General features: G+C 49.1%; 20 protein-coding genes. 14 read left to right on the forward strand and 6 right to left on the reverse strand.

All coding sequences use genetic code 11. The features are described from left to right. The first annotated feature begins 68 nt into the window (after positions 1–68). From M0415_RS13675 to M0415_RS13720, 9 genes are all read left to right on the forward strand, one after another. Positions 69–1475, forward strand: coding sequence for an alkaline phosphatase (locus tag M0415_RS13675; protein WP_249556187.1), 1407 nt, complete (start codon positions 69–71; stop codon positions 1473–1475). A 187-nt stretch (positions 1476–1662) separates the two neighbouring features. Beyond that, on the forward strand, positions 1663–2691 hold the full coding sequence (locus tag M0415_RS13680; protein WP_089068889.1) for a methyltransferase: 1029 nt from the start codon (positions 1663–1665) through the stop codon (positions 2689–2691). Positions 2692–3318: 627 nt separating this feature from the next. After that, positions 3319–3750, forward strand: coding sequence for an ADP-ribosyltransferase family protein (locus M0415_RS13685; RefSeq protein WP_249556188.1), 432 nt, complete (start codon positions 3319–3321; stop codon positions 3748–3750). Positions 3751–4004: 254 nt separating this feature from the next. After that, a complete protein-coding gene (locus M0415_RS13695; RefSeq protein ID WP_249556189.1) occupies positions 4005–4577 on the forward strand; it encodes a biosynthetic peptidoglycan transglycosylase in 573 nt (190 codons plus the stop codon). Continuing rightward, positions 4564–5223, forward strand: a complete 660-nt coding sequence (locus M0415_RS13700) for a hypothetical protein (RefSeq protein ID WP_249556190.1) — start codon at positions 4564–4566, stop codon at positions 5221–5223. Before M0415_RS13695 ends, M0415_RS13700 begins: the two co-directional genes overlap by 14 nt. A gap of 63 nt (positions 5224–5286) precedes the next feature. Further along, positions 5287–5685 carry a hypothetical protein gene (locus M0415_RS13705; RefSeq protein ID WP_249556191.1) on the forward strand — a complete coding sequence of 133 codons (399 nt, stop codon included), beginning with the start codon at positions 5287–5289 and terminating at the stop codon, positions 5683–5685. Between the two features lie 582 nt (positions 5686–6267). Next, positions 6268–7959: a flagellar assembly protein A gene (locus M0415_RS13710; RefSeq protein WP_249556192.1), complete on the forward strand. Its 1692-nt coding sequence runs from the start codon at positions 6268–6270 to the stop codon at positions 7957–7959. Between the two features lie 239 nt (positions 7960–8198). Further along, positions 8199–8576, forward strand: a complete 378-nt coding sequence (locus tag M0415_RS13715; RefSeq protein WP_011624010.1) for a DUF4144 domain-containing protein — start codon at positions 8199–8201, stop codon at positions 8574–8576. A 189-nt stretch (positions 8577–8765) separates the two neighbouring features. Further along, the gene (locus tag M0415_RS13720) at positions 8766–9890 is read left to right on the forward strand and encodes a site-2 protease family protein (RefSeq protein ID WP_249556193.1); all 1125 of its coding nucleotides are present in this window, start codon (positions 8766–8768) and stop codon (positions 9888–9890) included. A gap of 84 nt (positions 9891–9974) precedes the next feature. Here the strand turns inward: M0415_RS13720 and M0415_RS13725 are convergent, their stop codons facing one another. Genes M0415_RS13725 through M0415_RS13735 form a run of 3 tightly spaced genes read right to left on the reverse strand, consistent with a single transcriptional unit; the run spans position 9975 to position 14597 of the window. Then, entirely contained in the window at positions 9975–11408 is a 1434-nt protein-coding gene (locus M0415_RS13725) for an efflux transporter outer membrane subunit (protein ID WP_249556194.1), read from the reverse strand. A gap of 4 nt (positions 11409–11412) precedes the next feature. Next, positions 11413–13383: a MacB family efflux pump subunit gene (locus tag M0415_RS13730; RefSeq protein ID WP_249556195.1), complete on the reverse strand. Its 1971-nt coding sequence runs from the start codon at positions 13381–13383 to the stop codon at positions 11413–11415. A gap of 2 nt (positions 13384–13385) precedes the next feature. Beyond that, positions 13386–14597, reverse strand: coding sequence for an efflux RND transporter periplasmic adaptor subunit (locus tag M0415_RS13735; RefSeq protein ID WP_249556196.1), 1212 nt, complete (start codon positions 14595–14597; stop codon positions 13386–13388). Positions 14598–14970: 373 nt separating this feature from the next. On the opposite strand from M0415_RS13735, the gene M0415_RS13740 reads away from it, so the two are divergent. Together M0415_RS13740 and M0415_RS13745 are read left to right on the forward strand one after the other, a co-directional pair. Further along, positions 14971–15150, forward strand: coding sequence for a hypothetical protein (locus M0415_RS13740; RefSeq protein WP_249556197.1), 180 nt, complete (start codon positions 14971–14973; stop codon positions 15148–15150). Beyond that, complete coding sequence (locus tag M0415_RS13745; protein WP_088210190.1) at positions 15144–16055, forward strand: LysR family transcriptional regulator; 912 nt, start codon at positions 15144–15146, stop codon at positions 16053–16055. Before M0415_RS13740 ends, M0415_RS13745 begins: the two co-directional genes overlap by 7 nt. An 18-nt stretch (positions 16056–16073) precedes the next feature. Here M0415_RS13745 and M0415_RS13750 read toward each other — a convergent pair whose 3' ends face one another. Together M0415_RS13750 and M0415_RS13755 are read right to left on the reverse strand one after the other, a co-directional pair. Then, positions 16074–17603 carry an MFS transporter gene (locus M0415_RS13750; protein WP_249556198.1) on the reverse strand — a complete coding sequence of 510 codons (1530 nt, stop codon included), beginning with the start codon at positions 17601–17603 and terminating at the stop codon, positions 16074–16076. An 18-nt stretch (positions 17604–17621) separates the two neighbouring features. Next, entirely contained in the window at positions 17622–18755 is a 1134-nt protein-coding gene (locus M0415_RS13755) for an HlyD family secretion protein (RefSeq protein WP_249556199.1), read from the reverse strand. A 351-nt stretch (positions 18756–19106) separates the two neighbouring features. Between M0415_RS13755 and M0415_RS13760 the strand changes: the two genes are divergently transcribed. From M0415_RS13760 to M0415_RS13770, 3 genes are all read left to right on the forward strand, one after another. Further along, positions 19107–20033, forward strand: a complete 927-nt coding sequence (locus M0415_RS13760) for an extracellular catalytic domain type 1 short-chain-length polyhydroxyalkanoate depolymerase (RefSeq protein ID WP_249556200.1) — start codon at positions 19107–19109, stop codon at positions 20031–20033. Between the two features lie 192 nt (positions 20034–20225). Then, positions 20226–22502, forward strand: coding sequence for a TonB-dependent receptor (locus M0415_RS13765; protein WP_249556201.1), 2277 nt, complete (start codon positions 20226–20228; stop codon positions 22500–22502). A gap of 130 nt (positions 22503–22632) precedes the next feature. After that, positions 22633–23304, forward strand: coding sequence for a response regulator transcription factor (locus tag M0415_RS13770; protein ID WP_086902804.1), 672 nt, complete (start codon positions 22633–22635; stop codon positions 23302–23304). A 98-nt stretch (positions 23305–23402) separates the two neighbouring features. Here M0415_RS13770 and M0415_RS13775 read toward each other — a convergent pair whose 3' ends face one another. Continuing rightward, a complete protein-coding gene (locus M0415_RS13775; RefSeq protein WP_249560494.1) occupies positions 23403–26921 on the reverse strand; it encodes a hybrid sensor histidine kinase/response regulator in 3519 nt (1172 codons plus the stop codon). Between the last annotated feature and the right edge of the window lie 70 nt (positions 26922–26991).

A 26991-nucleotide genomic window follows, 5' to 3' on the forward strand; every position in this document is an offset into this window, starting at 1 on the left:
TACACCTACAAGATAATATTATTCATTGAAGGCGCCCACAGAGCGCCTACGACTTCTAGGGATCTGATATGAGTTTCACCAAAGCGCCACTGTTATTGCTTGGTATGAGTTTATGGCTCTCCACCTCCGCACTGGCAGTTGAAGCAGGAGCGAATGAGACTGGCCCAGTAAAAGCCCCCTCACGCCCGAAAAATATTGTGATCATGATTGGCGACGGCATGGGGCCTTCCTATACCAGTGCCTATCGTTATTACAAGGACAATCCAGATACCGAAGAAGTCGAACAAACCGTCTTCGACCGTTTATTGGTTGGCATGGCGAGCACTTATCCCGCCAGCGTCAGTGGTTATGTCACCGACTCGGCGGCCGCTGCAACAGCCCTCGCGACAGGAGTCAAATCCTATAACGGCGCCATCTCGGTCGATACGCAAAAACAGCCACTACCTACCATTTTTGAAAAGGCCAAAACCTTAGGCTTGAGCACGGGTGTGGCGGTCACGTCGCAAATCAACCATGCCACGCCAGCGGCCTTTTTATCCCATAACGAGAGCCGTAAAAACTACGACGCACTGGCATTAAGTTATCTCGAAACCAACGCCGATGTGTTTTTAGGTGGCGGGCAAAAGTACTTTCCTCCAGAGCTGTTAGCCCAGTTCACCGCCAAGGGTTATCAACACATTACCCGCTTTGACGATCTGGCCAGCATTACCCAGCCAAAGGTCTTGGGTCTGTTTGCCGAAGTGCAACTGCCTTGGGCGATTGATGAAAAAGATGCTAAAAAACTCAGCACCTTGACTCAAAAAGCCCTCAGTTTACTGTCGCAAAATGAGCAAGGCTTTGTGCTACTGGTCGAAGGTAGCCTTATCGACTGGGCGGGACACAACAATGATATCGCCGCCGCCATGGGCGAAATGGATGAGTTTGCCAATGCGATTGAAGTCGTCGAGCAATTCGTACGCCAAAACCCCGATACCTTAATGGTGATCACCGCCGACCATAATACTGGCGGATTATCGATTGGTGCCGATGGTAACTACAACTGGAATCCCGAGATCCTACGTAATATCTCGGCAAGCTCAGATACCTTAGCCCAAGCCGCCCTTGGCGGTGACACTTGGCAAGCAGACCTATCCCGCGGGCTAGGCTTTGAATTGACCGAAGAAGAAGTGACTAAGTTAAATGTTGCCAGAATGCAGGGCTTAGAAACCATGGCCGTTGCGATTCGCCATGTGATTGATAAACGTACCGATACGGGTTGGACTACCGGCGGCCACACGGGGACTGATGTGCAAGTTTTTGCCGCAGGCCCAGCCTCTGAGTTGTTTAACGGTCATCAAGATAACACAGATATCGCCAATAAGATTTTTAGCCTGTTACCTAAGCCTAAAAAGCCAAAAGCCACCGCACAGGTATCGACTCCAGCTACAGCGCCTGCACCAGCACCAGAACTAGCACCAGTGCAGTCTCAGGGCTAATTTGCTGCGATTAGCTAATAGATGAAAGGCAACAGTGTTAACACAGTTGCCTTTTTTATTGGCTTTCATTCCGCACCGTTCGAGTGAGCGCTGTTTTGCTGCATCCCTTAAGTCTGCGGCTTGCAGGCTGGCTCGTAGCCGAATAAGGGGTATAATGCCCGCACTTATTTTTTACGGTAGCCATGCAGTGTTAACGAATCCATCGCAAGTCATTATCCGCAATCAGGAAACCCTGAGCCAACATAAAGTTTTAGTGCTAAACCATGAGGCAGACTCTCTGCCCAAAGCACTGCTCGATGTCGCCCAGTCCGTCGATGCTCTCGCCTTGGATTATCACCATTACCTGCATTTAGCGCCGCAGGCTAATGCCAAACTGCGCTGCTATTTTGGCCATCAACTGCCCCACCAGGATAAGTACGACACTGTGATTGTTTACTTTCCTAAGGCTAAGCCGTTAGCGCCCTACTTGTTTAATCTGGCCGCTCAGCATTTAGTGGCAGGTGGTCAACTCTTAGTCGTGGGTGAGAACAAAGGCGGGGTAAAATCCTTAGTCAAACTGCTGCCGAAATACTTTGCCACTGGCATCAAACTCGATAACGCGCGCCATTGCCTGCTCTTTGGCAGCAGCCTAATCGATACTGCGCCCGCGATTAAACTCAGCGATTGGACTAGCCAGTATCAACTCGCCACCCCGCAGGGCAATATCACCATCTGCAACTTAGTCGGTGTGTTCAGCGAGAAGCATTTAGACCAAGGCACAGAGCTATTGCTGTCGCATCTGCCAACGCTTTCAGGCCGAGTACTGGATTTTGGTTGCGGCGCCGGTGTGATTGCCGCTGCGCTGTTAAAGGCACAACCGACACTGTCGCTAGAATGTATTGATATCAATGCCATGGCGCTGGCCTCCTGCGAACTTACGCTAGCGGCAAACGGCATGACGGCCAAGGTCTATCCGTCCGATGGACTGGCGCAAACCAGTGGAAAATTCGACGGTATTATCTCCAATCCCCCGTTCCACGATGGCCTTGCCAGCACGACCAGCATTGCCCAAAGTTTTGTCGCCGATAGCGCCAAGCAATTACAATCTAAAGGGATTTGGCAAATCGTCGCTAACCGCCACCTACCCTATTCGGACACCATCGCCGCCGAGTTCGGCCAATTAACCGTGCCAGCAGAGAACAACAAGTACAAACTCTATTCCTTCCAACAGGCCTAATCTTTCGCCCCACTCAATTGTGAGTGGGGCATCCTTAATTTGACTCTAGGATGCACCAAGGAATAAAGACTCGTTAAGAATGACGAAGATAACGCCATCCCTATCAAATACGCCCATTTTGAAATCAAAAATACCCCAACAAACAAGTTAACGCAGCCATCTCTTAAATAGCATTTATTACCATTGAACGGTTCATCTGACTAAAAAGCTAATGCTCCATTCCATGCTTCGGCTCGTTAGCTCAATCGAAAAGTCTCACTCCTGCTGCCATACAATTCTCATCTATTTGCCTATGTTTGGCCCTGCTATAAATCGACTAATGATGGATGGGTATAGTCATATTTAAATTGAGGTATTTTTGAATGATTTGAAGACAATATCAGTGCGCATCAACTCTATTTGCAACAAATAAAACGCTATAAAATCAATTGACTATAGTAGCTGGCTTTTAGTTAATAGGTTTGAAAAAAGCGCATGCGTGTTTTTCCAGATGGATTACTTATATGAAAAGCGGCAGAAAGCTGATAAGTTCTTTGCATACAGATAGTTAACTGTGCGCGTTTTCACTGGTCTAACGAGATAAATGCGCATGAATAAAATGTTATGTCATTCTGAATAAATATCAAAATGTTAGTAGAGTTACTGGGTGAAGAAATATACGACAGATTTTGGCTTTCAGTTCAAACTAATCACTCAAAGCTAAATAAAAAGGTCTTGTTAGTTCGTGATGAAGCAGTAGCACTTTATGCGTACACAAACGTATACCCACCTTTCTATGATGCAATTAATGGTGCTTTACGTGAGGGGGATACTGGGCACTTTTTGATAGCTCTCCTTGACCAAGCAATAGTGAAATTGCCAAATTATAGTTCTAACATCGTTTACCGATGGTCCTCTCCACCAATTGAGCAAATGGAAGCTCTTGAACGAGGTGAGCTAGTTGAAGAGTTAGGTTATGTGAGTACACTAAAGGAACCGAATGAACTCGATATGGTTGATAGTGACTGTCTATTGTTTTCTATAAGTCACCAAAATGGTAGGGATATTTCGCTATATTGAGATGATTTTTCCTCTGAAATTCAAGAAGTCTTGATTCCAAGAGGGGCTAGTTTTTTGCAAGTAGCATTATTAAGCTCAGACTTTGACATGTCGTTAGAACAAACATAACAAACTATTTAAGAGGGATTCGCAACGCGTGGCATTTTTACTATGCGTTGATTTTAGTGATTAAGGTGGTTTTCGGCGGCTTCGGTGTTGCGTTGCTCACCCCTTAACAGGGCGTTAGTTTTCTTCATCAACAATTGAGTATAAATTTGAGAAACGATTGGAAGTTAATTTGTAAAGAAATCGAGAGGATTCGCTCCCAAAAAGGACATGTGGAGATTTCTGAGAACCTATTCGCTCATCTTGTTGCAGGTGAAGACCATCGATTCTGGTTTCATTTAGGTTTTGATCCGATTGGATTGTTAAGGGCTTTTTGGTGTTCAAAGTTTAAGAAAACCAGACAGGGGGGTTCCACAATAGCGATGCAGCTTGTAAGAACGCTCACAAGCAATTATGAATTCACATTGAGCCGGAAGGTAAAAGAAATATTAATAGCGATAATGTTAACTTATAGTTATGAGCGAGATGAAATTTTAAAGATCTACTTATTGGTAGCATATTTTGGTTGGAATATGCATGGTATTGAACAGACTTGCAAAAAATTAAACCTTAAAATAGACAAGCTTAATGATCATCAATCTGCATCAGTAATCGCGCGATTGAAATACCCTGAACCAAGATTTTTTGACAATAATAAAAGCAAGCTAATTAGCTTACGTGCTAATCATATTTTAAATAGATATCATAAGTTAAACTTTAAAGGTCAACATGGAACCATTTAAAATATCAAATCATTTAAGGAATGTTGTTGGCGCATACCCTCAAGCAGAACTTATTATTAACGCCGGTAAAGAAGGTGGTGAAGCTGCAAGGCACGCTATTGCAAGGCAATGGTTGTCAGAGGGTATTCCATATGCGTTCAAAGATTGCCCTGGAGTATATGAGTCAGTTAGATATTGGGTCGCAACCCGTTTGAGCGTTGATCCCAAAGAAGTAAATATTACTGGTAGCGGTAGATTAGGACAATCATTGGCTCCTCAAAAAATTGGGAAGGTATTTGGCGATGGTTCTGATTTAGATATTTTCATTATTTCTGGTGAGTTATTTGAAAAGCTAAAGCATGAATTCAACGATTGGTCATTTGATTTTGAGAGTAATAAACTAAATCCCTCAAATGACCGAGAAAGAGGATTTTGGGAAAGTAATTTACATAGAGTTCCCAAGAATCTTGGAAGAGGTTTTATAGATACGAAACTTATTCCGAATCATGAAAAATATAAAAACACAAGATCTATAGCTCAGACAATGTTCTTGCTCAAGGAAAAGTTAAGCGTTACTCCACAGGCTCCAAAAATTAGTGAAGCATCTGTTAGGTGCTATAAATCATGGAGCAGCTATGTTCAACAAGTATCTTTAGGTCTTCAGTAAACGAAAACTAACAAGAAATTCTAGCGGACAACGCTAAATTTGGCGTTAACATCTAAGGCAAGTATGAAGCACATTATTAGTAAAAATATCGGCATTGAAGAATTTAAAAAGAGATTCTCAGAAATCAGAGAATCCTTTTTGGATTCTTTAATAGCAGCTAGCGACGGTTATAAGAACGTAAGATACCTTGCTTGTGATGAAGATGGAGCACCTATTAACTGGGTGTGGGACGACGAAACCTTCAGCCATAACAAGGAAGAAGGCTCGCTTGAAGAGGCAATTCAATTTGCCAATAACATGATAGATAGCGGCATGTGTTTCTCCTACATGGGATGTTTATCAGGCTCCGGTGAGCTTGAAGTTTGGCTGACAACTTTTGAGTCCCCCATAGAAAAACCGACATGGCCAAGCAATAAAGCCCCCCTATTTGAACTGACTCATGGGGGTGTAACACAAGAATAGAAAGGGGTAATCAAATGTTAAACCATAGAATGTTGAATCCTAACCCTACGATTTAATCCTAACCCCACAAATTGAAGCAAAGCACCTAGCCCACTTTACCTCTAAGTTAGATTACTCGAAGATTTTAACGCGCCGCCCCATCTGGATAGAAACCTTCCCCTTAAGAACACCTCAATAAAGTCGCGCCCCCAAGCCGAGCACTAGCGGCTATCTAGATAAGATTTTTATGGTTTTGTGAACGCTATCAAATGCAGTAAGCGCTAAATTATCGAAGGTTTTACCCCTGTGGTGTTGTCCCTAACATACGGGGCAGCGTTGTAAAGTTTAATTTTTTGTTACATGCAAACATTGCGCAATTTTAGGCTCATGCTGGCGCACAGGCAAAAAACCAAAGATAACACTAAGTTACCGCCTATAGCTCAGATAAAAATCTATTTAAAAATCAACACATAGACTATAAGCAACAAAACGCCAACATTTACATCTTTTCGTGCCGAAAAGGCTTCTTTGAGCAAAGTTTCTACTGTTATACTCAGGTTAGCTACTAAAACAAAAATAAAACAAATGGATAGGAAGTGCTCTATGTTGGCCCCTGAACTTCTTGAGCTAAGCAGCGATAAAACCAAGGCGGAATTACGCTTAATTCCGAATGAACACGGTCCCATTACCCGTGATGATGTGATGCGTTTATTGTCCGTGCCTGAATTCGCCACCCTATTCCCCCTCGAGCCTGCGATAGATAAAGTTATCGCGCAAACCAATTCCCTATGCCATCAAGAAGATGGTAAATACGAGCTATTTGCCGTATTGGCAGAGCGCCGCGATGGCAGCGTAAAAATTGAGCTCAGCCAAGATAAAATGCAAGCCACCATGATCTTAACCGCCCCTTGGGGAGGTAAAGCCGTCGATTTACCCGAAATCCTCACGCAGCTTAAAAAAGACAATGTTTGCATGGGCTTAAGTAAGCTTAAGATCCAAACCTTGCTGCAAAAAATGACCAAGTTAAAACCGGGTGAAAGCTGCCAGAGTGAAATCGCTCAAGGTAAGGCCGCGATCAATGGTCAAAATGCGGTGCTGGAGCGTAAAGTCTCCCTCGCCCGTGAACGCCTATTGCAGCCGCAGGAGCGGGAAGACGGCACTGTGGATATGCGTAATCTCGGGGCGATGATCATGGTCAAGCCCAACGATCTGCTAATGATTAAGCATCCCGCGACCGAAGGGTCTCCCGGCTACAACATTAAAGGCGAAGTCCTTAAGCAAAAACCGGGGAAAGATCTGGTATTACAACCGGGTACGGGTACCGACTTCCACCCGAAAGATCCCAATAAACTCATCGCCACAGTGGCAGGCCAACCCGTTGAAACCCGCACGGGCATGAATGTCGACGATGTGTTGCAGCTTAAAGATGTGGATATCAGTACTGGCCATATCAACTTTAAAGGCAGTATTTTAATCACGGGCGATGTGCACGAAGGCATGATGGTTAAAAGTTCAGGCGATATTACCGTGATGGGCTTTGTCGATTCGGCGACCCTTGAGGCCGATGGTGATATTACGGTGAGCAAGGGCGTGATTGGCCGCCAAGTCAGAGTGAATGAGTTCTCCACCAATATCACAGCTCAGGGGCAGATCAGCGCCCAGTTCGTGCAATATTCCCAGTTAACAGCTAAGGGTAATATTCTGATCACTAAGCAATTACTCCACAGTAATACCAAAACCGCTGGCACGCTCACCGTAAGCGATCAGAGCGGCCGCCGTGGTGACTTAGTGGGTGGTGTCGTACATGCCGAAAAGGGCCTCACCGCCGTCGTGATTGGCGCAACTGCGGGCACCAAAACCGAAGTGTACTGCGCCATGGAACAGGGCGAACTCAAACAAAACCTCAAGCAGCTTGAGGAGAGCGTGCATGCAATGGTGGTGGCGACGCTGGATATCGAGGCTCGCCTGAAAAAACTGCCGCCGAAATCCGAATGGCAGAGCGACCCTATCATGATCGAACAGATTAAGATGATGCTCGATGAGAAGAATCGCATCTTAGGCGAACGTTCCCGCGAAGAATTAGAGTTCGATAGCCTCAAGCAAGAAGTCGAAACCTACTACGACAAGTACCGTATCGATGTGATTAAGCACGTATTCCTCAATGCCGAGTTCCATATTGGTCAAGCCAATCACAGAACCACCCGCGAACACGGTACTTGCTCAATAACCAATCTGAATCAAGAGATTAACTTCGATTACAACGCCAAACCTAAGGCGCAAGCGGCAAGCCATTAACGGGGCAATCATCCCCCCCCGCTAAGGGTTCATTCCATTGAGTGAACTCTTAGCCTGAATGCTTAGCCTGAATGCTTTGCCACTCATCGTGAGCCCCCATTAGGTAGGCTTGCCAGAGAAAATCCCCCAACGCCTTTCATCTTCGCCTAGGTCGGTGGCATACTGACCTCAATACAGCCCTTTAGCGCAGACTCTGTCGGCTAAAAGGCTAAGCACATAAAAAGCCTACGGGATTGCGCATGACTCAAGTGAAAATGGCAGACATTGAATGGCCTGCGGTAGTCAAACTCACTCAAAATGACGAACTACTCTACCTCGCCCATCAACGGGATTGGTTAGAACTTGCCTGCCTGTATCAGCACCAATTTATCGACACGGATTTATTACTCGACAGTCTCGGTAACCAATATCTGATCCGCGCCACCCCAAGCACCATTCATGAAGATCCCATAGGCGAGCTACCTAAGCTCCTCAAACAAGAGCAAAAATTGCCGCTTACTGACTTTATCAAATGGGTACAAAAGCACGCCAATGCCATAGGCCAGTGCTGCGTCGCTAAGTTAGCCTTCACCACCTTGGCCCAAGGGATGGAAATCGTTCGCAGCTTAGATGACTAACCCAGCTTGAAGAAATCGCGGGCGATCACAATAAAAATTAAGATGATCCTAAAAGCTAATATCCTCAGTCACATTTCACAGGCATAATTTGTCACACACGGCTCAGGCCGTTTTGCCCAAAGCGATTGATATTTATATGCCAAATTATCGCTGGGCATCATTCGGATACACATACAAACGGACCCTAAATTGGAACTACTTAAGATTGACTGCTTAGGCAAATCACTGCGTTTGGAAGGCTCACTCGCAGGTTGGCAACAACTCTTTTGGGACAATACCTTAGTCTCACAAAAAGCCGCATCGGTCGAAAATGGCGGCCTCAAAGTCCATGAATTTGAACTCACCCAGCACCAGAGCCAATTGGCCAGCGATACCGGCGAAACACAGGTTTTAGAACACAAAATCCAAGTACGCCTCGAGACCGATGTGGTGTGGCAGCCGTTTCGATTCGATTACCGCCTGTTGGTCGATGAAGAAGTGATCGCCCAAGGCACTCGCACCGAGAAAGATATCGAGCGTCAAACCCCTGAAGTCCCCGTGACTAATCCACAAAAAATCAGTTTTGTCGGCTTAGCCTCCCTCGGCTTTAAGCTACTCAAGAGTGCCAAAGTGATTAAAGTGGTGCTCGCAGGCGCGAGTGTAGCGGCCTATTCTTGGCTGTTTTCCTTCCAATTTGCCTTGGCGCTTATCGCCTGTTTGGTCTTCCACGAATACGGCCATATCCGCGCGATGAAATATTTTGGTATGAAAACCAAAGGGATATATCTCATCCCCTTTATGGGCGGACTCGCGCTGAGCGACGAAAAGATTAACACCCGCTGGCAGGATGTGGTCATCTCGATTATGGGGCCGACCTTCGGCCTGTTGATGTCGGTAGGTTCACTTATCGCTTACCACATGACGGACAATGTCTTCTTTGCGGGGCTAGCAGCCTTTAACGCGCTACTTAACCTGTTTAATTTATTGCCGATTTTACCCCTCGATGGCGGCCATATTTTAAAGAGTATTAGCTTCTCGATGAACAGCATCATGGGCTTAATCGCCTGTGTGATTGGCGCCGTCTTTGGGGTCTATATCAGTTATACCTTGGGACTTGCCCTACTCGGTTTCCTATTGCTTATCGGTAGCTTAGAGATAGTGTTCGAGTGGCGCACCCGCCATCAAAGCCACCTGCTACCGCTAGACAGATATGGGCAGATTTTCTCGACCATTTGGTATCTGGTCACAGTTGCCGCCTTGGTGGGCATTATCTGGCACTTAGCGGGCACGGGCGATGATATGTTAAGCCTGCCACTGCATATTCTGCGCAGCTAATCTGACTCGCATTAAGATAAAAGCGAAATAATAAAAAACCGCGAGAGCCTTAGGCATCGCGGTTTTTATTTATTAATGATTCAATTAGTTATCCGCTAATGGCGGCGCTATATCGCTCCCACCTAAGGCTTGGTAGAGTGTCGCTTGGGCCGTTAATTGGTTATAGCGATTCTCCAGCAATGCGGCTTCGGCGCTGCGGCGATTCTCCTGCGCATCGATCCAATTCTGAATGCCGATAGCGCCATGGCGATATTGGCTCTCATAAATGGCTTCGGCCTGGGCGGCGGCGCTAAATTGCACCTCAAGCTTCTCACCTTGGTAAGCGTATTGCTGCTTGGCCGAGATAGCGTTATCGACATCCTCGAAGGCGCTGTAGAGGGTTTTACGATAGCTGACGATGGCCGATTGATAGTCAATATCGGCAATATCATTGTTGATTTGCATTTGATTCCATTGCAAAAAGGGTAGCACTAAGCCCGCGCCTAAACTCCCCACGGGATTGCGCAATAACTCTTTTAGCTCTGAGGTCGACTCCCCTACGCTGCCAGTCAAACTCAAGCTTGGGAAGTAACTGGCATAGGTCGCATCTTTACTGGCCAGCGCCGAGCGCAGTTGATACAGGGCCGCCTTCACATCGGGACGACGGCCGACCAAGTCGGCGGGAATGCCGACGCCAACCTCTGGCACCGCACTGTCCGGCAATTGCTTGATCTCAACCGCCACTTGCCCCGGTGCGCGATTGAGTAAGATCGCCAGAGCATTCTCGGCTTCAACCAACTGTTGCAGCAGTTGGCTGTGGGAGGCCTCTTGCCCCGCTAAACTGCGTTGGGATTCAAGCACATTCAGCTCAGTCACAGCGCCCGAGGCAAATTGGCGCTGGGTTAACGCCAGCGTTTGCCGACTGTGTTCAATACTCTTATTGCTCAGTTCAATCCGTTGATGCAGATAACCAATCTGCCAATAGAGCGACGCCGTCGTCGCGACGAGACTCTGCGCCGTGCTCTCCCGATCTTCGAGACTTGCCAGCGCCGTCCATTGAGCTTGGTCGATATTGGCCGACACTTTGCCCCACAAATCCACCTCATAGCTTACCGACAGGTTCGCCTGAAATGCCCTGCTCGAACTGCCGCCCTCCAGCGGTTTATTCACAGACGCCGTATTATTAGAGCTGAGCTGTGGATACAAATCATCCCGCGCTAACCCCGCCTGTAAACGCGCCTTTTGCAAGGTTAAGGTGGCGAGCGTCAGGTCATTATTACTGCTGAGCACTTGGCTAATCAGCTGATTCAATTCGGGTTGATTAAACTTCTGCCACCAAGGGTCTAGGCTGACTTGACCATTTACTTGGGTGTGCTGCCACTGCTCTGGCACCTGTAAAACAGGTGGCTCAAAGTCGGAGCGCATCAGCGCGCCACAACCCGAGAGCAGGGCGATGCTGATAGCAATCACGCTGACCTTAAGCGTTGAACCGACACGGCGGCTTAATTCGTTTTGATGCGTTAAAACTCGATTATTCATTCAGTTACTCTCTCGCTAGGGCATCAACAGGGTCTAAACGCGCCGCATTACGAGCGGGCAGGAAGCCAAACAACACCCCGATTAAGGTAGAGCAGGCGAAGGCGGCAACAATAGAAGTCGTCGAATAAATCATCTGGAAACTGCCTCCCGCTTGGGCAAACACCACGCCAATCAGATAGGCCAAGGCCACCCCAAGCGCGCCGCCACACAAACAAACCAACACGGCCTCAATTAAAAACTGCCGCAGAATATCGCTCTGGCGCGCCCCGACCGCCATGCGAACGCCAATCTCGCGGGTGCGCTCGGTCACCGACACTAGCATGATATTCATCACCCCTATGCCGCCCACTACGAGGGATATCACCGCAATCGCCGAGATTAATAGCGTCATGGTCGCGGTGGTTTTCTCGATATTCTGGCGAATGGTATCCGTGTTAATGGTGAAGAAATCCTGCGTGCCGTGGCGCATCTTCAGCAGACTAATAATGCCCTGCTCCGCCGCATTGCTCGGCACCGACTCATCGAGTCGCACGGTAATCCCATCTAAGTATTTTTTGCCTACCATACGGCCAGAAACTGTCGTGTATGGCACCCACACATTGAGGGCATCACTATTACCAAAGGCGCTTTCCTTAGGCTGAGTCACACCAATAATCCGCACCGGTAAATCCCCGAGGAAGATGACTTCCCCGATGGCAGAATTCATAGCGCCGCTACTGTTAGGGAACAGCTGTTTACGGGTGTTCTCGTCGATCACCGCATCTTGGGCTAACGCATTAACACTGTCATCGTCCCAAAACTGTCCTTGGGCAAGCTCATAGCCTCGAACACGGAAGAACTCTGGCCCTACGCCATTCACAGTCGCCGTGACCGCCTTATTGCCATAACGCACAGTCGCACTCGAGCCAATGCTAGGGGTGACGCTATCGACATAGGGCAAGTTTTTCAGTGCATTAGCATCGCTTGCGGTCAAAGTTCGCACCCTTGCCGAGCGCCTATCACCAAAGCCTGAGCCGGGGCGAATGTCTATGGTATTGGTGCCCATTGAACTAATACTCTTTAAGATCTCCCGCTGCGAGCCTTCTCCCAGCGCCACCACAGACACCACGGAGGCGATACCGATAATAATCCCGAGCATAGTTAAAAAGGTGCGCAATCTATGGGTCGACATCGCCAGCAGCGCCATTTTCAGGGCTTCGGCATATCTGTCCCATGCCGCCACGCGGGCGCGTGCCTTAGTCTTGACGGGGATCACTTCGATCTTAGGCGCAGGCGCAATATTTGAGGCGGGATTAGGCTCATCGCTGATAATCACCCCGTCCTTAATCTCGATAATGCGGTCGGCATGCTGGGCCACGTGCATATCGTGGGTCACGATAATGATGGTCTGGCCCTCACGGTGCAGCTCCTGTAACAGCCGCATCATCTCTTCGCCGCTGTGACTATCTAAGGCCCCCGTTGGTTCGTCGGCGAGGATCACATCGCCGCCATTCATCAGCGCCCGCGCCACACTCACCCTTTGCTGCTGGCCGCCGCTGAGCTGATTCGGCTTATGGTCTAGGCGCTCACCTAAACCCAAGCGCGATAACAAGCTTTCCGCCCGCTCCCGACGCTCTAAGCGATCTTTACCCGCATACACGGCGGGCACTTCGACGTTACCCACAGCATTAAGATCGCCAAGCAAATGATATCGCTGGAAAATAAAGCCAAAATGCTCGCGCCTCAGCTTTGCCAGTTCATCCACATCCATCTGCGAGGTATCTTGGCCATCGATAAAGTACGAGCCCTTTGAGGGTTTATCTAAACAGCCCAAGATATTCATCAGGGTCGACTTACCCGAACCCGAGGCGCCGACAATCGCCACCATCTCACCACGGGCGATGGAAAGATTTATATCTTTGAGTACAGTCAGTTGTTGCTCACCCGCCTGAAAACTACGGTAGCAAGCTGACACTTCCAGTAATGGCTTACTCACGCTTAAAACCTCATTGGTGGGCCACGGAACTTCATGGTCGAACCGTCGGCGGGCATTCCGAGCACCACTTGGTCGCCTTCGTTCAGGCCAGACAGGATTTCGGCATTGATTTTGTTATTAATACCGACGGTCACATCCACATATTGCACTTGGTTATTTACCAGCACTGGCACTTGATACTGCGGCCCACGGGATTTGCGATCGCTTGCCGATGCCGCTTTATCCCGCGGTTTAGCTCGTAGCACCTGTGATGGCACTAACAACGCATCATCGGCTTTGGCGAGCACAATCGAGATCTGCGCCGTCATGCCAATACGTAGGGTATGGTCGGGGTTTTCGACATCGAATAAGCCGTGGTAGTAGATGGCGTCCGAATCGCTGGAACTCATATTGCTATCGTCACCATCCATGGAGGTGGGACCGGGTTCAATCGCCCTTAGGGTGCCGCGATATGGATGGTTGGGACGACCTAGAATCGTAAAGTACACCGCCTGCCCCGGATGCACATTGACGATATCCGCCTCGGAGATCTGTGCCTTGACCGTCATGGTATCGAGCTGTGCCATCTCGACTATGGTTGGCGTAGTTTGATTGGCGTTAACGGTTTGGCCCACTTCAACCGCAGAGTAAACGACCGTGCCATCCATGGGCGCGGTGATCTTGGTATAACCTAAATCGATTCTGGCACTATCGACATTAATCTCAGCCTGTTGTTTTTGCGCCTGTAACTGCTCAAGCTCGGCTTGATAAACCGTCAGCGTGGCTTCGGCGGCTTCAAAGTCTGCGCGGGAGCTAGCTTTATCGGCGAGCATTTCCTGCTGACGGGTGTATTCGAGTTTTGCCTGACGTATTTGCGCCTGCTTAGCGCGGTATTGAGCATTGATGCTTTTAAGGGAGGCCAGCGCATTTTGCAGGTTGTTTTGCTGAGCAAGGCTGTCGATTTGCGCGATAAGGTCGCCCTTCTTCACCTCTTGGCCAAGGTCCACAGGCAAACTCTGAATTTGCCCCGAGACCTGCGCGCCCACACTCACCAACTTGGAGGCCTGCAACATACCATTGGCGAGCACCAAGTTTTCAATGTCGCCGCGCCTAACGGGTTCAGTCACATAGCTTGGGGCCGCCTCGGGTTTATGCAGCAGAAAATAAGCGCCGCCCCCGAGGAGGACTAAACCGCTTAAGATCAATATCAGTTTACGCTTTGAGGATTTTTTCATCTGAATCTAAGTGTCCATCAATGCCAATGGGCGCAAGCGTGCATCTTGCGGGAGGAAAAATAGTGCAATCAGTATATAGAGTTAGCTCTGCGCAGTAGACGAAGGAAATGTCGATATCAGGTAAAGATTTGCAAATATCTGTGTAGAAGTTTGAAACAGAGAACACGGCCGTAACAATTCCCGCAAATGAGCTTAAGTTATTTGTGATGGGAATTGTCAGGCAGCTTTATTGGCATCCACCACAACGCACTGGGGATGACACTAATAGCGCATCATTGATCTTGATGAAGGCATCTTTTTTCGCTGATTTATCAACAGCCAAGCGCTATACTTTACAAAATCGCACAACCTAGTACAGCTTGGGAACTACGCAATGCGCCCTTCAACTCTGAAAAAACAAACCAACGTACTAGAAGCCACTACCGCGCTGTTTGGCCTATCTCAGCCAGACAAAGCTCAGGTTCACCTGCATATCGAGCGGGTGGTTGAGCACTTTCTTCACTCCCACCGTCATCAAACTGTCAGCGATGCATCAGGAGTACTCGCATGTTGAAACTGGACTCACTGTCGTTGTTTCAGCACGTGGTGCAACTGGGCGGTATTACGCAGGCGGCGGATTTTCTCTCGCTGCCCAAATCAAGCGTCAGTCGCAAAATCAAAGAGCTGGAAGAACATTACAATGTGAAACTGATCAATCGCAGCGCACGGCATTTTACCCTGACCGAAGCGGGCGAAATCTTTCATGCTCATAGTCGTGATGTGTTGACTCACGTCGAGGTGTTGGATCAGGAAATGTCGGCATACGGACAGGAAATGGCGGGGAAAATACGCCTTTTGTGTGTATCGCCGATGGTCAAATGTTTGGGTCAGTTACTGCGAGAGTTCTGCCGTCTATACCCGCAAATTGAGTTGGAACTGCATGCTCAGGAAGTGGTGGAGCGCACCATTCCCAAACGCCGCTTTGATCTGTTGGTGCAGCTTGGTCAGCCAGTGATCAGCAATCTGGTGGCGCAGCAGATTGGTGCGATGTACGCCGACTACTACGCCAGTCCGGATTACTTAGCTGAATTTGGCACGCCGCAAATGCCGGAGGATCTGTTACAACACCGACTGATCTTCCGTGAGATGTCGCAGGATGAGTACAAGTTCTGGTGGTTTGAATCCCCGACGCGTAAGCTCGACCTTGGGCGGGCAAATATGACGGTCGTCGATTCACCGGAGATGGCACTGACCTTGGCCACGCAGGGCTTTGGTGTTGCGTTGTTACCAGACATTCAACTGGCGCAAGCCATGAAGGACCAACAGTTGGTGCCGTTGTTTAACCAGCAACACCGTCGGCGTGTGCCGATTAATCTGGTTTATCACGATCGTCAGCACATTCCGCGCCGGGTGCGGCTGCTGATTGATTACCTCAGCAGCCATTTTGCCTCGGAAGCGCAGAAACACCTGTTGATGTGACACCCGATGGCCGGGTTGTTAACCGGCTTTCGCCTGCTTTTCCACCATCTTCTTCCCAATCAGGATCACCGGGGCCATCAGCGCAACCGCCACAACAAACCACAGAAAGGTATTGCCCAGCGCAGAGACAATCACTTGCTGGCTGATGGTTTGTTGCATCAATGATGCGCTGATTGGCGCCGAGGGCAGATGCCCTTGCGATAACAGCAGTTGCTGGGTCGAGTGGGCGTAAAATGCGGCCGATTCGGCACCGATATCACGAGTGAGGTCAGTCATAGATTCGGTGCGTGTTATCTGCAGCAAGCGGGTAAACAGCGCCGAACCCAATAAGCCCCCCAATGTGCGGCAGACATAGAACACGCTGATGCCTTCGGGGCGTTGCTCGGGACGAAAATGGGCCAACATGGCGATGGTCACCGAGACATTGAGTAAGCCGACCCCTAAGCCACGCAAGCAGATGGGCAGCAGCACTTGATCCGGCCCGACATACGCGGGTAATCGGCTGAACATCACCACCGAGATCACCAGCAAAACAACACCGATGGGCGTAATGATGTCACTTGGAAAGCGCCGTTGATTGCTGGCTGCGACACTGATCATCATGCCGACAATCATGGCAAGCAACGAAGGCAGTTGTATCTGTCCAGCAGTTTCATGGCTGTAGTGCAACACATTGGTGAGAAACAGCATCATCAGGGCGCCACTGGCGGTGACGCCGAATCCGGCAAGAAAGCCGTTATACATAAAGACATTGTTGTGCAGGTTGGTCAGCAGTGTGCGGCTGCTGGTATGGCCGCTGTTCTGGCTGGCCTGCATAAACAACATGGCCAGCAGCGCAATGACAATCACGCCCAACATCGCATATTCAAATCCCGGATAATCAAACCAGTTGTAATAGCTGCCACGCATCAACAGGTAAACCAGCAACGTGAGCGCCAATGCGCTGCATGCATAAGCGAGAAAGTGCGATTTTTTAGTTCGGGCGAAGGGATGACGAATGGAAAATTTTGTACTGATGGCAGCAGACAGTAACAATGACCCGGCGAGCGGATAAGCAAGCCACTGCCACTCGACCTGCGTGACCAGCCAGGTTAAGAACCAAGGGTATCCGCCCAGCGGCAGCAGGGTTGAGCAAGTCAGCACCAACGCAGTGAAAAGTGTCATGGCGCGATAGCCGTATTGATCCAAAATCAGCAGGTTAATCGTCAGCGTGATGGCACTGACGCAGAAGCCCAAGACGACCCAAGTTGCGCCATGCAGCCAGGGCGACTGGTGGGCAAAGGCGAAAACCAGTTGGCACAGAGCGGCCATTAGCAAGCTGGCGCGCAAGGTGCGAGTGACCGTGAAGTGGCGAACAATAAACGGGGCGGCCAGCAACGCGACCAGCTGCGCAGCGGAAAACGCGATATTGAGGTAACTCAGTTCATCACCGGATAATCCGTTGCTGGCGGCCATCTCTGCGGCGAGAGCTTTGAACAGTGCCGAGCTGATCCCTACGGGTAACATGGCCAGCAGAATGAGGGCGATGAGCCAACCTTTGCGTTGCATGGTCATTCTCCTGCTACCTTATTGGCCGAGCGCGATACTGACCACCGCAGATAAGCCGGGATAAACTCGGCCTTTGAGTGATTCAGGCAGTGTCAGGGTGATTTTGACGGGCACGCGCTGTACCACCTTAACGAAGTTTCCCGTTGCGTTTTGCGGCGGAATCATGCTGAACTGAGCACCAGTAGCAGGCGTGATCGAGTCAACCCGGCCTTCGAGCACAATATCGGGGTACATATCGATTCGCACATGAACTGCCTGACCTGCGATTAGGTGACTGAGTTGCGTCTCTTTAAAGTTGGCGTTCAGCCACACAGTTTCTGGCACCAGAGTGATGGTCCCCATGCCCGGCTGCACAAACTTGCCCTCTTGCACCTGGCGATTGGCGATGAAACCGTCCACCGGCGCTTTGACTACGGTGCGCTGCAACGCAATGGTATTCAAAGCCAGTTTGGACTGCGCCTGATTGAGCTGAGCGCTAAGTTGTTCGCGTTCAGCGGCCAGCGTATTGAGCTGCTGATGGGCGGCATCAAGGGCCAAATGAGCATTTTTCAGCGTCGCTTGCGCGTTGATCGCTTTGGTGTTCTGGTTATCAAAGGCGGTCTGGCTTACCGATGCTGAGCGCAAAAGTTTCTGAAAGCGCTGGCGTTCGGAATGTTGAAATTGTGCATTGGCGCTCGCGGCTTCTATCGCCGTTTTGGCCTGTTCAATGCTGACTTTTTGCAACTGCATGCGTGAGGCATTGTTGGCCAGCGCAGACTGAGCAACCGCAATGGCCGCCTGAGAGATGTTGACGTTCGCCTGATAGTCCTGATCATCAATCTGAAACAGTGGATCGCCAGCGTTCACCCACTGGTTGTCGCGTACAAACAGCTTGGTGACTCGGCCGCTGACTTCTGGGGAAACCAGCGTTACGTCTGCTTTGACATACGCATTGTCGGTTGTGACCCATTGTTGTTCCTGCCAGTATTTCCAACCGCCCAGTGCCAAAGTGCCCAGCGCTGCCAGCGTAATCATCGTTTTCTTCATCGTGTAACTCATCGAAGGGGAGAAAGATGGGAAAACTGTACTGGTGAGTACGCTTTGGAGCGAGAAAAATAACTGGAAGGTTACTGCCCAGAAAATGGAACCCCAAGGAATAAAGTGAATGAACATGAAACCGCCCATCACAGGCAGCGCGAAGTTCAGGCGCCTATGGTTGAGTTTGAATGCGCAATGACTACTTCGCCCATCAAAATATCCACGCCACCATCAGACTGAACCTGACAGATTTGCGCGTAAGATGCCTAGATACAGGTGCTAGGGACAATCTAGGAGAGTCAAATACACCGCCAACCTCGGATGCACATTCGCAGTTAGGCCTTGTTGACGGGTATATTCGAGTTTTACCTGACGAATTTGTACCTGCGCACATAAAGGGGTAATCAGGCTCTGGAACTAAAGTGCCATTGTCAGGCGCCGCAAAATTCAGCAAGTTCTCACTATCATGAACTTGGAAGCACTCCTATGCGCAAATTGACACTCATCGCTACTTGCCTCAGCGCACTGTTATTCACCCCCGCCTATGCCCAAAGTGAGTATCAGGCACTTAGCGAATTTGGCGCCAATCCCGGTGAGTTAACCGCCTCCTATTTATCGCCCGAAGGCCCAAGCCAAGGTGCGCTCGTCGTGCTGCTGCACGGCTGTGTGCAGGATGGCGTGGAACTGGCCAACAATAGCGGTTTAACCGCCCTCGCCCAAGAGAAAAAGTTTAGCCTACTTGTGCCACAACAGAGTTTTGAGAACAATGTAAAGCGTTGTTATAACTGGTTTTCAGCGCAGGATACTCAGGTGGATAGCGGCGAGATGCTATCGCTGAAAAACATGATAGCCAAAGCCCAATCCCAATCCGGCGCGAAGCGCGTCTATGTGATTGGACTGTCCGCCGGTGGCGCCATGGCCAGCGCCGCACTGGTGAATTATCCCGATTTATTCACCGCAGGCGCGGTGATCGCAGGCCTGCCTTACCCCTGCGCTGACAACCTGACCAAAGCCATTTCCTGCATGAAAAAGGGCCCAGCAGAGTCTGTTGAAGAACTGGTGAGTTTTGCCAAAAAAGTGCATCCAAACCAACAACACTGGCCGGCCTTAACCGTGTGGACTGGGCAAAACGATGTGGTGGTGAATCCTGAAAATGCCAAACAACTCTCGGCCCAGTGGGTCGCACTGACCCAAGCGAATAAAACACCAAGAGTCGAACAATATGCCGACTATAGTGTTAGCACTTGGTCCGATACGAGTGGCAATAACCTTATTTCGTTAGTCGAAATAAATAATATGGGCCATGGCATTGCCGTTAATCCAGATATTAAAAATGGCGGCAACACGGGAGACTTTTTACTAAAAGCACCTATCAGCAGCATGCCGGAAATAATCAATCTTTGGGGAATATAGGGTTTAATAATAAATAAACCCTGAGTATCGATATTCAACGTATCGGTATAAAAATAAAAACAATGAGTTAAAAACACATACTACTATAGTACCGATTTAAATTTTAAATAATTGCTATAGAGTCAATGTGAATCAGAAAAATAGTAGTAAGTACCAACCTTTAAAAAATAAATACTACAACGGGAAATCTGTATGAAACAGAATACTATCAAAATGAGTTGCATTGCTTTAGCTATCTCATCTGCATTGGCAGCACAATATGCTGTTGCTGAGGATGAAAATAGCACCGGGGAGAAGCAAGCCACCTTAGAACGCATTGAAGTCACCGCCCGTAAGTCCATTGAGAGCCTGCAAAACGTACCAGTTGCAGTGACTTCGGTCAGTGCTGACGATTTAGCGGAAAATGGCATCAGCGTGATGACTGAAATCCAGCAATTTTCACCCAACACCACGCTGCAATCCAGTCGCGGCACTAACTCTACCCTCACGGCCTTTATTCGCGGTGTAGGTCAGGAAGATCCGCTCTGGGGTTATGAGCCCGGCGTCGGTATCTATATCGACGATGTGTATATCGCCCGCCCACAGGGCGCGGTGCTCGATATCCTCGATGTGCAACGTATCGAAGTACTGCGCGGCCCACAGGGCACCCTCTATGGTAAAAATACCATCGGCGGCGCGGTCAAATACGTGACTAAGAAGATGAGCGGTGACGCTGAGTTAAACCTCAATGCCACCGTCGGCAGCTACAACCAGCAAGACTACAAGATAGCGGGTCAATTACCTTTAATTGATGACAAGCTGTATATTGGTGGCGCCTTCGCAAGCTTAAATCGCGATGGTTATGGTGACTTCATTACCTCAGCGATACCAGGTCAAGATACTGAAAACTATAACAAAGATGTTATGGCGGGGCGTGTGAGCTTAGAATACACGCCAACCGACAACCTGTTTATGCGCCTCAACTACGACAAGACCAAAGATGAGTCGAATTCAAAGGGCGGCTACCGTATGCTCCCCAGTGTCCTGACCGATGCCCCAGTACCAGACAGCAAATACGACTCTTACACCAGCATGCCAACTTGGAACAAGGTGGAAACCGAAGGTTGGGGACTGACCATTGAATACGGCTTGAACGATGACTGGACACTGAAATCAGTCACCTCATCACGTGAGAGCTATTCGCCCACCAACATCGACTTTGACAACACCAGTCTGCGTATTTTGGACGTTCCTGCTATCTATGATGACGAGCAATTCAGCCAGGAATTCCAAGCTAACTACGACGGCGATAATTTGAAACTCGTATCAGGCCTTTATTACTTTAAAGGCGATTCCTGCGGGATGTTCGATTCCATCCTGTATGAATATTACAAAGCTTACGGTGGTCTAACGCGTGAAGTTCGTGGTTGCAACAACAGTGAAAGCTATGCCGCCTACGCTCAAGGCACTTACGACATCACAGATAAATTGTCGATGACCGCCGGTTTGCGTTATACCCGCGAAACGAAAGATGCCACTGTCTATAACGGCATCATGTTTACGACGCTTTACCCCGAAACAGGCTGGGTACCAGGATATGTTCGCGATGAAGATGCCATCAACGCCAGTATTCCTAAGGTATTAGATGATGAAGAAACCTGGTCGAAACTCAATCCACGCTTAGGTTTAGAGTACCAACTCAGCGACGATATGATGCTCTTTACCAGCTATTCACAGGGCTTTAAGTCGGGCACCTTTAACCCAAGGGCAACGGGTCCTGAACCCGCAGTAGACCCAGAAGTTGTTGATTCCTATGAACTGGGTATGAAGAGTGAATGGTTTGACAGACTGCGAGTTAACGCAACCGCCTTCTACTTAGACCATAAAGACAGACAGTTCGTGACCGTATTACCCGGTGAAAACGCGTCCGATCTTAACCAACGTCTAGGCAACATTGGTAAATCAACCGCCACGGGTCTAGAACTCGAAGTGGAATACGCTGCGACTGAGTCATTGAATCTGTTCGCGACTCTAGGCTTAATCGATGCCAGCTTCGAGGAAGTGATCTCCTACGATAGTGATGGAAACCGCATCGACATCAGCGATACTTACACTATCACCAACACCCCAGATACCACGGCAAACGTTGGATTTAGCTACAATATAGACACGGATATCGGCAGCTTTGTGGCCAACGGTAACTACTACTATCGCAGCGACTATGACTTAGCTGTAGTAAATAACCTGTTGAGCCAAGACGGTTATGGTCTGCTAAACCTCGGCTTAAACTGGTACAGCAACGACGGCCATTGGCATGCGGGTCTGCATTGGAAAAACGTCACTAACGAAGAATATCTGGTCGGTAACTATGCCTTCGTCACCCCAGATGGTAATGGCGGATATATTCCAGGTTTAGGCGGTGACAATACATTAATTGGTTATTATGGCGATCCAGAGACAATCTCTCTCACCGTTGGCTATAATTTCTAGAATATAATGTTATTGACGCATAATAATAACCGACTCCCATGAGTCGGTTATTAATTTAACGGCTTTAAATATTATCTAGCATTAATTTCCAATAGGATTAAACTGGGTTAAAAAATAAAGGGAACGGATTATGTCTCAGATAAAAGTGGCGATTGCTGATGATCATCCATTATTTCGTACAGCCTTAACGCAAGCTGTTCTCAAGAATGTGAATACAGCGGAAGTATTGGAAGCGGAAAACTTTCAAGAATTAATTACTATCGTTGAGAATAATCCTGATATTGAACTGATCTTTCTCGATTTACACATGCCCGGCAATGAGGGCTTTACCGGCTTAACCCTACTACAGAATCATTTTCCCGATATCGCAGTGATCATGGTGTCCTCCGATGATCAACCCGAGATTATCCGTAAGGCCATTAACTTTGGCGCCAGTGCGTTTATCCCCAAATCCGCCAGCTTAACCCAGATCTCTACCGCAATTGCCACTGTACTCGAAGGAGAAGTCTGGCTACCGGAACACACGGATATCAATATCGATCAGCAAACCGCTGCCGAGCATCAACGTTTAGCGAAGCAACTGGCACAATTAACCCCACAACAATACACAGTGCTGGCCAGCATTGCCAATGGACGCTTAAACAAACAGATCGCCTATGACCTTGATATTAAAGAGACCACGGTTAAAAAACACGTGTCGGCGATACTGGTTAAACTCGAAGTCTACAACCGCACTCAGGCGGGCTTAGTCTTCCAACAGCTGATGATAACCAGCAACGATAAACCGCAGATCAGCGCCTAACTAAACTATGCCCGCAGAATCCAAACCTCAAGAAAAACAGTGGCACTGAGCCACTGTTTTTATTCGTATTTATTAAGCCATACGCACCGAGTCCCGAGTTATGACAATTGCTTAATCAATCGTTTTAAGGCGGTGGCCTTAACGGGTTTACGCACAAAACTGAACTGTGCGCTGCTGGTGTGTTGCCGCACGGACTCAGACGGATCTGCCGAGCAGATAATGCAGGTCGGACGCTGACTACTAAACACAGGATGAGTGAGCAAGCTTTGCACCAGATCGACACCGTTTTGGTCATCATCTAAGTGGTAATCGGCAATGATAAGCTTCGGCAACACCTGCTGCGCCAGTTGCTGCTCGGCACTGGCTTTATCCCGGGCCGTAAGTACATGGCAGCCCCAGCCTAACAACAATGAGGAGATGGCCTTTAGCATTAACTCATCGTTATCTATGACTAACACGCTGATATTAAAGCTATCGTTTGCGCCTTCCTCTTCGCTGCGTAGTTTAACCACATTACTAGGTTTGGCCTGAGCGAAGACGCGCGGCACTTCAACACTAAAACAGGTGCCCTTACCAACCTCGGAGTGCAAGCTAATCTTAAGCCCGAGTAACTTAGCGATGCGATCGCAAATCGCCAGCCCCAGCCCAAGCCCCGGGATCTCCCGCGTTTGTTCGAGGCGCTCAAACTCACCGAAAATCGCCTGCTGTTTATCTTGAGGTATGCCCGGGCCATTGTCCCACACTTGGATAAGCAGGCTATGTTCGAGTCGCCTCACCCCCAGCAGCACCTTAGGCACAAAATCGGCTTGTGATAGCTTAGGCAGAGCCGCGCTGGCATTGAGCGGCAGCGGCGTTTGCCGATTCACCGCGCCAGCCGGGGAATAATGGAACGCATTGGAGAGGAAGTTTTGAATAATCCGTCGCAGTAAACGTTGGTCGCTTTGCACTAGGCAGGAGGAAAACTGATAGGAAAAATCGATGCCCTGCTCGGCGGAAAGCACTTTAAATTCATTCACTAAGGTCGAGAGTAAATCGTTGAGCGCAAACTGGCTCTGCTCAGTTTTAAGGCTGCTGCTATCGAGACGGGAGATTTCCACCAGATCGGATAACAGGCTCTCCACCACATTTAAGGAGGCTTCAATATGGGTGGCCAGATCCTTGAGTTCGGTCGAAGTCACCCGCTGTTTGAGCATCTCGGTAAACAGGGTAAGTGCGTTAAAGGGCTGCATTAAATCGTGGCTCGCCGCCGCTAAAAACCGCGTCTTACTGCTATTGGCCGCCTCTGCTTCGGCCTTGGCTTTAGCGAGCTCCCTTGTGCGGCTTTCGACCCGCTTTTCGAGGGTTTCGTTGGCCAGTTGCAGGGCTTTTTCGGCCTGAATATGGTCGGTAATATCGGTAAAAGTACTGACAAAGCCACCACCTGGCATGGCTTGACCACGGATCTCCAGCACCTTGCCATCAAGCATAGTGCGCAGAAAATGATGTGGACTACCGCTACGCATATGGGCAAGGCGCTTTTCCACCAGCTCATGGGCCTCATCGCCTACAATAATGCCACGCTCGATATTAAACCTCAGCAGCTTCTCTATCGGTATGCCAGCTTTTACCAAATCTTTAGGATAATCAAGCAACTCAATATAACGTTTGTTCCATGCAACCAAACGCATATCGGCATCGACCACGCTAATGCCCTGTTCGATATTTTCGACCCCAGATTGCAGCAGTTCGCGGTTAAACTCGAAGATCTGGTTGGCCTCATCGACTATGCTGACCACATCCTCCAGCGGCACCTGCTGCGAGCGTGAGGCGGCATTCATCACCATCCGCGTCGAGGCAGACCCTAACACCCCCGACAACTTAAGGCGGGTGTAATCCACCAGCTCCTCGCGCCGTGTGGCTAATTGCAATTCAGAACCAAGCATTTTCGCCCTAGCCAGCAGGGCGTCGGCCTCTTCCTTATTGATAAAGCGGTGTAATAGGCTCGCCAGATCCTCAACCGAGAGGTGCCGTTCCAGCGCCACCTGTTTGCGGTTAACAAACACATCGGCTTGAAGCACTTCCCCCACACTCTGCTCTTTCAGCAACGAAATCAGCACAAAACAACCGACGTTCGCAAGCAAACTATACAGTAGGCCGTGGCTGATATTATCCAGCCCTGTTAGACCAAATAGCGCGGTTGGGGTTAGCCATGGAATATTCAACAACCCTTGAGTGACCCAGAGAGCATCGGGGAAGGTCGCGGGCAGCAGCAAGGTATAAAGCCAGACTAAACTGCCCATCAACATGCCCCAAAAGGCACCTTGAGTGGTGGCGCGGCGCCAATAGAGCGCCCCTACGGCGGCGGGAAAGAACTGCGACAGTAGCACAAAGGATAATAAGCCAATGCTGGCCAAGTGATTCTGCTGATCGATATAACGCTCGAAGGCAAAGGCCGATAGCAGAATCGCCGCTATCGATATCCGCCGTAAATTGAGCAATATCCCCGCGAGCTGTGGCGTCTGCTGCGAGCTAAATTTCGGCAACCTCAGCAGCAATGGAGTTAAAATCTCGGTTGAAATCATGGTACTGAGTACAATCGCCGCCACGATCACCATGGCGGTTGCCGCCGCAAGGCCGCCAATATACACCAAGACCCCCAGCCAAGCCTGCTGATAGAAGAGTGGTAAGGTCAGCACATAGGTGTCGGCATCGACACTGCCGCCGGGAAAGCTAATCTGCCCCGCAAGCGCGATAGGCAATACAAAGGCATTAATCAGCAACAGATACAGGGGCACCATCCAACGGGCGGCTTTTAACTCTTTGGCATGATGATTTTCAATCATCATCATGTGGAATTCCTGTGGCAGCGCATAGATGGTAATGGCGCCCAGCAGAATTTGTGACAGCACAAAATAGAGTGAATTGCCCTCAGAACTCGGCGGCAAATGCTGACCTCGAGCGAGCAAATCACTAAAACCATCAAACACATAAAACGTCGCGAACAACCCAACCGTGGTGAGCGCAAACAGTTTTACGATAGAGCTAAAGGCTATCGCCAGTACCAAACCTTGATTTTGTTTACTGGCCGAAAGCTGCCGTGTACCGAATAAGATACTAAAGATAATCAACACGATAGTAACGATAAACGCCGTGCTTATCCCAGATTGAAAGGTGCCCGTTAAAAGATCGAAGCTGGTGCTTATCGCCCTCAGTTGCAGCGCGATATAGGGAATAGTGCCAAAGAGCGACACCATGGCAACACTGGCGGCGATTTTAGGCGAGCGGTCGAAGCGGCAGGCGATAAAGTCGGCAATCGAGGTCAGGTTTTGGCTTTTGATGATCTGCAATGTGCGCATCAACATAGGCCACGCCAATACTAGGCAGATTATCGAACCTATGTAGATGGGCGCTAACCAAGCACCCGTGGTCGCCGCTTGCCCAACCGTGCCGTAAAACGCCCACGAAGTACAACACACCCCCAAGGATAAACTGTACACCCAAGGCCGTTTACGCCATTGATCTATCGCCTGATTTTGCCCCCACTGGGCGACAATAAACAGCACAGCCAAATAGGCAATCGATATAACGCTGATCCACCAAGTATCAACAGACAACCACGCCAGCAAGATATTCCCCAATCAACCTGTATACACCCAGCCAAACTACACTAGACAAACAAATTGTTAAACACTTGATAACAGCACGGTG

Origin of the sequence: Shewanella sp. 10B (assembly GCF_023475885.1) — a bacterium.
Taxonomy (GTDB): Bacteria; Pseudomonadota; Gammaproteobacteria; order Enterobacterales; family Shewanellaceae; genus Shewanella; species Shewanella mangrovisoli.